Source organism: Streptomyces hyderabadensis, assembly GCF_020404845.1.
GTDB lineage: Bacteria > Actinomycetota > Actinomycetes > Streptomycetales > Streptomycetaceae > Streptomyces > Streptomyces hyderabadensis.
Window position 1 is genome coordinate 1 of sequence record NZ_JAIOJZ010000061.1, and the last position, 9,351, is coordinate 9,351.

Annotated in this window: 6 protein-coding genes; 4 read left to right on the forward strand and 2 right to left on the reverse strand. The window is 72.1% G+C overall.

Annotation, left to right across the window (positions count from 1 at the left end):
• Window positions 1-4,977: type I polyketide synthase (locus K7854_RS32040; RefSeq protein ID WP_226030062.1), on the reverse strand; the 4,977-nt coding region annotated here is incomplete at its 3' end.
• A gap of 271 nt (window positions 4,978-5,248) precedes the next feature.
• Here K7854_RS32040 and K7854_RS32045 point away from each other — a divergent pair.
• From K7854_RS32045 to K7854_RS32060, 4 genes are read left to right on the forward strand one after another with little or no spacing between them, the layout of a single operon-like run.
• Entirely contained in the window at window positions 5,249-6,115 is an 867-nt protein-coding gene (locus K7854_RS32045; RefSeq protein WP_226030063.1) for a 3-hydroxyacyl-CoA dehydrogenase family protein, read from the forward strand.
• Window positions 6,112-6,387, forward strand: a complete 276-nt coding sequence (locus K7854_RS32050) for an acyl carrier protein (RefSeq protein ID WP_226030064.1) — start codon at window positions 6,112-6,114, stop codon at window positions 6,385-6,387. Before K7854_RS32045 ends, K7854_RS32050 begins: the two co-directional genes overlap by 4 nt.
• Window positions 6,380-7,492, forward strand: a complete 1,113-nt coding sequence (locus tag K7854_RS32055) for an acyl-CoA dehydrogenase family protein (RefSeq protein ID WP_226030065.1) — start codon at window positions 6,380-6,382, stop codon at window positions 7,490-7,492. Before K7854_RS32050 ends, K7854_RS32055 begins: the two co-directional genes overlap by 8 nt.
• Window positions 7,493-7,500: 8 nt before the next feature.
• On the forward strand, window positions 7,501-8,592 hold the full coding sequence (locus K7854_RS32060) for an HAD-IIIC family phosphatase (RefSeq protein ID WP_226030066.1): 1,092 nt from the start codon (window positions 7,501-7,503) through the stop codon (window positions 8,590-8,592).
• Between the two features lie 77 nt (window positions 8,593-8,669).
• On the opposite strand, the gene K7854_RS32065 is transcribed toward K7854_RS32060, so the two are convergent.
• A complete protein-coding gene (locus K7854_RS32065) occupies window positions 8,670-9,347 on the reverse strand; it encodes an O-methyltransferase (protein ID WP_226030067.1) in 678 nt (225 codons plus the stop codon).
• Between the last annotated feature and the right edge of the window lie 4 nt (window positions 9,348-9,351).

The window sequence follows — 9,351 nt, forward strand, 5'->3', positions numbered from 1 at the left end:
TGAGGCGAGTGCGCGGGCGTTGGGGTGGTCGAAGACCAGGGTGGCCGGGAGTCGCAGACCCGTCTCGGTGCTGAGCCGGTTGCGGAACTCGACGGCGGTCAGGGAGTCGAAGCCCAGCTCCGAGAAGGCCCGGTCGGGCTCCACCGCGTCCGCCGATCCGTGTCCGAGGACGAACGCCGCCTGGGACCGGACCAGCGACAAAGCGTCCTTCGTGCCCGGCGTGGTCCGACCGGTCGTGGCCGCCCGGCTCCGTGCCCTGGCCGGCGGGCTCCAGCGGGCGACGACGAGGAGCTGCTCGTCCGTGCGCAGGGCCGCGTCGAAGGAGGCCAGGCCCAGTTCGGCGGAGAGCGGACGCAGGCCCTGACGTTCGAGGCGGAGTCCGTCGGCTGCCGCCAGCCCCTCCCCCATTCCGCCCTCGACCTCCCACGGCCCCCACGCCAGGGAGTGCGCGGGCAGGCCGAGGGAACGACGGTGTGCGGCCAGGGCGTCGAGACAGGCGTTGGCGGCGGCGTAGTTGGCCTGGCCCGGTGTGCCGAGGACACCGGCGACGGAGGAGAACAGGACGAAGAAGCGCAGGTCGCGGTCTGCGGTCAGCTCGTGCAGATGGCGGGCCGACTCGGCCTTGGTCCGTACGACCGTGTCGATGCGGTCGGGAGTGAGTGACGCGAAGACCCCGTCGTCCAGGATGCCGGCCGCATGGACGACACCGGCGACGGGACGGTCGGCCAGCAGGCGTTCCAGGGCGCCGCGGTCGGACACGTCGCAAGCGGCGGTCTCGACGTGGGCACCGAGTCGTGTCAGCTCCTCCGTCAGGGCCGGTGCCTCACCGGTCCGGCTGACCAGCAGCAGGTCGCGTACGCCGTGGCGGGTAACGAGATGCCGCGACACGAGCGCGCCCAGTGCCCCCGTGCCGCCGGTGACGACGACGGTGCCGTCGATCTCCTCGTTCCCGGCGACTTCGGCGGCGTCGGCAGCATCAGCGGCTCCGGTCGTACCCGGTGTCGCCAGCCGGACCATCCGGCGGGTGTGGGCCACGCCATCCCGCACGACGACCTGCGGTTCACCGAGACCGGCCGCCGGGACGGGATCCGCCGGGCCGTCGAGGTCGACGAGCACGATGCGGTCGGGGTGTTCGGCCTGGGCCGAGCGCAGCATGCCCCAGATGGCCGCTCCGGTGAGGTCGGGCGCGGTCTCGCCGGGCAGCGCCACCGCGTTCCGGGTGACCACGACGAGGGTGGTGCCGACCGGTGCCGTGGAGAGGTGCTCCCGGACGGCGGCCTGCGTGGCGTGCAGCGCGGGCAACAGGTCGCCCCCGGGGGCCTCCCACACGACGCGTTCCCCGTCGTCGGAAGGGCGGGGGGCGGCCTCGGCCAGCGGCGACCAGACGGGGCGGAAGAGCGTGTCGTGTGCTGCTCCCGCGGTGGTGATCTGGTCCTCGGACACCGGCCGTCCCACCAGGGAACGCACCGACAGGACAGGGCGCCCCTCCGGGTCTGCGGCCTCGACGGCGACCGCGTCGCCGGTGCGGGTCAGGCGGACGCGGAGTGTGGTCGCGCCTTCGGCGTGCAGTACGACGCCGTTCCACACGAACGGCAGGACGGTGTCCGCGTCGTCCAGGAGGCCGAGGTGGAGCGTGGAGTCGAGCAGCGCCGGGTGGATCGGGAACCCCGTCGCGTCCTCGGTCAGTGCCACCTCGGCAAGGAGATCGTCACCGTGGCGCCAGGCGGCAAGCAGCCCTTGGAAGGCGGGGCCGTAGCCGTAGTCCCGGGCGGCCAGACCTTCATAGAAGTCCTCGACGGGGAGGGGCTCGGCATCGGAGGGCGGCCACGGTCCGAGCGGTGCCGCCACGACGCTCCCGGTGGTGAGTGTCCCCTGTGCCAGGAGCGTCCAGGAGCGGTCGGCGGCGGGCCGCGAGTGGAAGGCGACCGAGAAGCGGCCGGACTCGTCCTCCGGTACGACGGTGAGCTGGAGTTGGACGGTGTCCGTGGCTGGGAGGACGAGCGGCGCCCGCAGTGTCAGTTCCTCAAGGACGTTGCAGCCGACGAGCCCGGCCGCGTACAGCGCCAGGTCGACGAATCCCGAGCCGGGGAAGAGGTTGACGCCGCGTACCCGGTGATCGGCCAGCCACGGGTGGGTGGCCGCGGACAGGTTGCCGGTGAGCAGCAGTCCGCCCGAGTCGGCCATCGGCACCGCCGCGTCGAGGAAGGGGTGCTCCGCGCGGTCGAGCCCGAGGGTGGTGGTGCCCGCCTCTCCGGTCTGCCAGTAGCGGCGGCGCTGGAAGGCGTAGGTGGGCAGGTCCACCCGCCGCGCCCCGGTACCCGCGTAGAACGCCTCCCAGTCCACCACCACACCCCGCGCGAACATGCGGCCCAACGCCAGCACACACTCCCGCACCTCACCCCGCTCACGCCGCGACGCCGCCACCGCCGCAAAAACCTCACCCGTCAACGGCGCCAACACCGCATCCGGCCCCAACTCCACCGCCGACACCACACCCCGACGGCCCAACTCCACCACCGCGTCGGCGAAACGCACCGTGGCACGGACCTGGCCCACCCAGTACGCCGGATCAGTCACATCCGCATCGGGCGCGACGGTGGAAACGATCGAGAACCGCGGCTGTTCGTAAGTGAGTTCGCGAGCAATCGTCTCGAAGTCGGCCAGCATCGGCTCCATCAACGCGGAGTGGAAGGCGTGCGAGACCCGCAGACGGCGGGTACGGCGGTCGGCGAAGTGCTCCGCCACCGCAAGAACGGCCTTCTCCTCGCCGGACAGCACCACCGAACCGGGCGCGTTGACCGCCGCCAACGACACCCCACCATTCAGGTGCGGCGCGACCTCGTCCTCGGTGGCCTCCACCGCGACCATCGCACCACCTTCGGGCAATGCGTCCATCAACCGGCCCCGCGCCGCCACCAGACGCGCCGCGTCTTCGAGCGACCAGACCCCGGCGACGTAGGCCGCCGTCAGCTCACCGATCGAATGGCCCACCAGCACATCCGGGGAGACCCCCCACGACTCCCACAGGCGGAACAGGGCGCTCTCGAACGCGAACAACGCAGCCTGGGTGAACACCGTCCGCTCCAGCAACGCGGCGTCCTCACCCCACACCACCTCCCGCAACGGACGCTCCAGATACCGGTCCAGCTCCGACACCGCCGCGTCGAACGCCTCCGCGAACACCGGGAACGCCTCACACAACTCCCGGCCCATCCCCAGCCGCTGCGCCCCCTGACCCGAGAACAGGAACGCCGTCGGTTCGTCGAGTCGGGCCGTTTCTCGGACCACCCCGGGGTGCGTCTCGTCGAGGGACAAGGCGCGCAGGCCCTCCAGGAGGTCGGTGGGGTCGTTGCCGACGACGACGGCTCGGTGGGTGAGCTGCGTTCTGGTCGTACTGGTGGAGAAGCCGACGTCCAAGGGGTCGGGGCCTGCCTGATCCGACTGCTCCGACTGCTCCGACTGCTCCGCCAGGAACGTGGCGAGTCGGGCGGCCTGGGCGCGCAGGCCGTCCGCGGTTCTGGCCGAGACGAGCCAGGCGACCTCCCGTGCCACGCCCGGCGTCCGGCCGTGCTCCCCGGCCGCGTCGACCGGCTCGCCTTCCTCCGTCGCCTCCGTCGCCTCCCTCGCCGTCGCCTCCTCCAGGATGACGTGGGCGTTCGTGCCGCTCAGTCCGAACGAGGACACGCCCGCACGCCGCGGACGGTCCCCGGCCGCCCACTCCCGCGCCTCGGTCAGCAGGCGCACCTCGCCCGCCGACCAGTCCACCTGCGGCGACGGCTCGTCGGCGTGCAGCGTCCGGGGCAGGACACCGTGCCGCATGGCCATCACCATCTTGATGACCCCGCCCACACCGGCGGCGGCCTGGGCGTGCCCGATGTTCGACTTGACCGAACCCAGCCACAGCGGGCGGCCGGCGGGACGGTCCCGGCCATAGGTCGCCAGCAGGGCCTGGGCCTCGATCGGATCGCCCAGCGTGGTGCCGGTGCCGTGCGCCTCCACCACGTCCACGTCCGCCGGGGACAGGCCCGCGGAGTCCAGCGCCTGCCGGATCACCCGCCGTTGTGCGGGGCCGTTCGGGGCGGTCAGGCCGCTGGAGGCGCCGTCCTGGTTCACCGCCGAGCCCCGCACGACCGCCAGTACCTCGTGGCCGTGGCGTCGGGCGTCCGCGAGCCGCTCCAGCATGACCAGGCCGACGCCCTCCGCGCAGCCGACGCCGTCGGCGGAGGCGGCGAAGGCCTTGCAGCGGCCGTCCGGGGCCAGGCCGCGCTGCAGGCTGAAGTAGAGGAACATGTCGGGGGTCGTCATCACCGTGACGCCGCCGGCGAGCGCGAGGTCGCACTCGCCCGAGCGCAGCGCCTGCATCGCCCAGTGCATGGCCACCAGCGACGACGAGCACGCCGTGTCCACCGAGACCGCCGGGCCCTCCAGCCCCAGCGTGAACGCCACCCGGCCCGTCACCAGGCTGCCGTCGCTCGTTCCGGCGCCGTAGTCGTGGTACATCACGCCGGCGAACACTCCGGTGCGGCTGCCCCGCAGCGAGGTCGGGTCGATCCCGGCCCGCTCCACCGCCTCCCAGGCCGTCTCCAGCAGCAGGCGCTGCTGCGGGTCCGTGCCGAGGGCGTCCCGGGGGCTCATGCCGAAGAAGTCGGCGTCGAAGTCCGCGGCGTCGTACAGGAAGCCGCCCTCGCGGGCGACGGAGCGGCCGGGGCGGCCCGGCTCGGGGTCGTACAGGCTGGCCAGGTCCCAGCCGCGGTCGGCGGGGAACGGGGTCACGCAGTCGCGGCCCTCGGCGACCACGCGCCAGAGGTCCTCCGGGGAGGCGACGCCGCCGGGGAACCGGCAGGCCATGCTCACGATCGCGATCGGGTCGTCGTCGGGAGCGGCTTCGGCGAGTTCCTTGTTCTGACGTCGCAGCCGCTCGTTGTCGAGCATCGACGCGCGCAGCGCCTCGACGACCTGCTCGACGGATGCATTCATGTCCCCGGCCTCCCGTCCGCGTTCCCGGAAAGCGCCAGGTCCTGTCCAAGGATTCGGAATTCGACCGCCACCGGGGGATTTCCGATGGGAAGCTACCCAACGCGCAGCGCGCGCCCCAACCCCTGAAACGGCCCCCTAACAGGGGTCATCCGGCTAGGGGTCACGCCCCGCGGGCTAGGGGTTGTCCCGCTATTACACCGCGATCTACTTTCCGCATAATCACCTGCATTGTATTTACTCATTCCCGGTTAATGGCGTGGAAGGACCCCGTATGCCGATGGACGAGCCGCAGCATCGACTGACCGTCGTGGGCGGCGGTGTGATGGGATCGAGCATCGCCGCACTGGCCCTGGGCCACGGCGTTCCGGTGACGCTCGTGGACCTGACCGAGGACGTCCTGCGGGTCACCCGGGAGAACGTCGACCGGCAGCTGCGCCACGCCCAGCTGCTCGGTGCGCTTCCCGAGGGCTGCGCGCCGGCCGAGCTGGTGACGACGACCTCCCCCGCGGCGGCCGCGGAGGCGACCGCCGTCATCGAGGCGGTCGTGGAGTTCTCCGGCACCAAGGCGAAGGTGCTGGCCGAGTTCGCGGCACTGACCGGTCCGGGTGTTCCGCTGATCACCAACACCTCGGGCATCCCGGTCGACGAGCTGGCCGAGGCGGTGCCGCACCCGGAGGACCTGGTCGGTACGCACTTCATGAACCCGCCGTTCCTGATCAAGGCGGTGGAGGTGATCCGCGGTCCGCGCACCGGTGAGCGGACGCTGGCCCGGGTCGGCTCGCTGCTGACGGCGCTGGGCCGTACCGCCATCGAGGTCCGGGACGCTCCGGGCTTCGTCACCAGCAGGCTGCTGCACCCGATGATCAACGACGCGGCGCGGGTCGTGGAGGCGGGCACGGCGACGGTGGAGGCGGTGGACGAGCTGATGCGCAAGTGCCTCGGCCATCCGACCGGCCCCCTCGCGACCGCCGATCTCATCGGCATCGACAACCTGGTGGACTCCCTCAACATCCTCTTCGAACGCACCCAAGACCCCGGCTGCCGGCCCTGCGAGCTGCTGCTGGAGAAAGTGCGGTCCGGAGATCTGGGCCGCAAGAGCGGCCGCGGTTTCTACGACTACGGAAAGGCATCGATGTGACCGAGCAGACCACCGCGGAGACGGGTGTTCCGACTCCGGCGGAGATCGAGTCCCATCTCCTGGAATTCCTGGAGGCCCGCACCAAGTCGGCGGTCTCTCCCGATCTGGACCTGTTCGCCAGCGGATTGGTGTCCTCCATGTTCGCGATGGAGCTCGTCGTGCTGCTGGAGCAGCGCTACGGCGTCGCGGTGGTGGGCGGCGACCTGAAGCTGGACAACTTCCGGACCGTGCAGCGCATCACCGAGCTGGTGCTGCGGCTCCGCGATGCCTGAGCCGCTCGTCGCGGCCCGGCCCCTCGTGCGGGGGCTGGTCGGTGACAAGGCCGGTGCCTGGGACCTTGCGGGTGAGCTGCCGGCGGATCTGCTGACCGACCTCGGTGCGCGCGGGCTGCTGTGCGCCCAGGTCGGCACCGAATACGGCGGGCTCGGTGCGAGCAGTCTCGCGAACGGTGAGTTCACCGCGTTCGTGGGGGGCCTGTGCAGCTCGCTGCGGAGCGTGATGACCTCCCAGGGCATGGCGGCCTGGACCATCCAGCGGCTGGGCGACGCCGGTCAGCGGGCGGAGCACCTGCGGCATCTGGTGAGCGGCGGTCTGGCGGCCGTGGCGTTCAGCGAACCGGACGCCGGCAGCGATCTGTCCGCCATGGCGGCCACCATCACCCCGGACGGCGACGACGTCGTGGTGACGGGGCGCAAGGTGTGGACGACGGCGGCGGCCTACGCCGACCGGATCGTGGTCTTCGGGCGCTACGGGGACGGCGCGGCCGCCGTCGTGGTCCCCGTCTCCCGGCCCGGGGTGCGCGTGACCCGGGTGGCGGATCCGCTGGGCTGCCGGGCCGCGGGGCACGCGAACGTGGAGCTGACGGACGTACGGGTGCCGGCCGGTCAGGTGCTGGGCGGTACCGGGCAGTCGCTGCCGCTGCTGGTCACCGCGGCCCTCGCGTACGGGCGGATGTCGGTGGCCTGGGGGTGCGTCGGCATCCTGCGGTCCTGCGTGGAGGCGGTCGGCGCACACGCCCGGGAGCGGCGGCAGTTCGGCACCGCGCTGATCGAGCACCAGTTGGTCGCCCGGCACATGGCCGAGCTGTACGCCGACGAGCGGTCCGCGACGCTGGCCTGCGCGCATGCTTCCCGCTGCTGGGACGAGGGCTCGCCGGACATGGTGGCGGCCACCGTGCTGGCCAAGTACACCGGTTCCCGGCACGCGGCCCGGGGGGCCGCGACCGCGGTGCAGGTGCTGGCCTCGGCCGGGGCCCGGGACGGGCACGCCGTGGCGCGCGCCTACCGGGACGCCAAGCTCATGGAGATCATCGAGGGCAGCAGCGAGATCTGCCAGCTGATGCTCTCCCGGCACGCACTCGCCGCAGACTATTCCTAGGAGTTCTCGTGTCCACGAACACGACCCTCGTGAAGTGCCTCGTGTGGGACCTGGACAACACGCTCTGGTCCGGCACGATCCTGGAGGGCGACGACGTCCGGGTGGCCGACGCGGTGCGCGACGTCGTCACCGGCCTCGACGCGCGGGGCATCATGCAGTCCGTGTCCAGCAAGAACGATCCCGACCTGGCCCTGGCCCGGCTGACGGAGCTGGGGCTCGCCGAGTACTTCGTGCTGCCGCAGATCGGCTGGGGCCGCAAGTCCGACGCGGTGCGGCGGGTGGCGGACCGGCTGCGGTTCGCGCTCGGCACCATGGCCTTCGTCGACGACCAGCCGGCCGAGCGGGCCGAGGTCGTCCACCATCTGCCCGAGGTCCGCTGCTACGCCGCCGAGGACGTGCTGTCGCTGCTGGACCGGCCGGAGTTCTCGCCCGGGACGGTGACCGTCGACTCCGCGCGCCGCCGCCAGATGTACCAGGCGTCCTTCCGCCGCGAGGCGGAGCAGAGTTCCTTCCAGGGGCCGGACGAGGAGTTCCTGCGCTCGCTGGACCTGGTGATGGAGATCCGCAGGGCCACCGGCGAGGAGCTGACGCGGGTGGAGGAACTGACGCTGCGCACCAGCCAGATGAACGCCACGGGCATCCACTACGGCGACGCCGAGCTGCGTGGCCTGCTGTCCGATCCGGCGCACGAGGTGCTGACCGTGACACTGACGGACCGTTTCGGACCGCACGGTGCGATCGGCGTGCTGCTGGTGGAACGTCATGCCTCGGTGTGGCATCTGAAGCTGCTGGCCACTTCCTGCCGGGTGGTGTCCTTCGGGGCCGGTGCGGCCATCATCAACTGGCTGGTGGGCGAGGCCGCGCGGGCGGGGGTGCACCTGCTCGCCGACTTCCGACGCACCGAGCGGAACCGGATGATGGAGGTCGCCTACCGTTTCTCCGGTTTCGACGACTCCGCGTGCGGCTGCCGTGCCGGGCTGGCGGAGCCGCCGCAGCCGGAGATCGAGCGGCTCCATCTGGTGCCCGCACCGCAGCCGGCGCCCGCCACGCTCACGCTCCGCGCCCCGGAGCTGGCGGCGGCCGCCGGTGCCGCCGGGTAGGACGCGGCGGCGACGGCAACGGCGTCGGCCTCAGGATCCTCGCGGTCCTGAGGCCGACGCCGTTGTGCCGTCGGTCTCTAGGGTGTGTCGTGCCGCTTCCGGGCGAGGGTGACGCCGTCGGCGAACGGCAGGAGGGCGATCTCCACCCGGTCGTCGCCGTGCACGAGATCGTTGAGTTCCCGTACCGCCCGGGTGTCGGGGTCCTGGGCGCCGGGGTCGAGGACCCGGCCGAAGAAGAGCGTGTTGTCGACGACCACCAGGCCGCCGGGGCACACCAGTTCCAGGGCGGCCTCGTAGTAGGCGACGTAGTTGCTCTTGTCGGCGTCGACGAAGGCCAGGTCGAAGCCGCCGGGGCCGGGCTCGCCCGAGGTGAGGCGGTGGAGCGTGTCCAGTGCGGGCCCGATCCGGACGTCGATCCGGTCGGCGACGCCCGCCCGCTCCCAGTACGGCCGGCCGATGTCCGGCCACTTCTCCGTGATGTCGCAGGTCACCAGCCGGCCGTCGGACGGCAGCGCGCGGGCCATGCACAGCGCGCTGTACCCGGTGTAGGTCCCTATCTCCAGGACGTTGCGGGCGCCGTTCATGGCGACGAGGAGCGCCAGGAACTGCCCCTCCTCGGCCATCACCTGCATCGCCCGGCCGCCCGGCAGCGGGGTCGTCGCCTCCCGCAGCTCCCGCAGGACGTCGTCGTCCCGCAGGGAGACCTTCCGGACGTAGGACAGCAGGTCAGGTCCCGTGTCGAGCTGGCTTGCCATGGGT

Bases quoted from the DNA above. Each gene is read 5' to 3' on its own strand.
- K7854_RS32065 (WP_226030067.1), bottom strand. From the start codon at position 9,347: ATGGCAAGCCAGCTCGACACGGGACCTGACCTGCTGTCCTACGTCCGG.
- K7854_RS32055 (WP_226030065.1), top strand. From the start codon at position 6,380: ATGCCTGAGCCGCTCGTCGCGGCCCGGCCCCTCGTGCGGGGGCTGGTC.
- K7854_RS32045 (WP_226030063.1), top strand. From the start codon at position 5,249: ATGCCGATGGACGAGCCGCAGCATCGACTGACCGTCGTGGGCGGCGGT.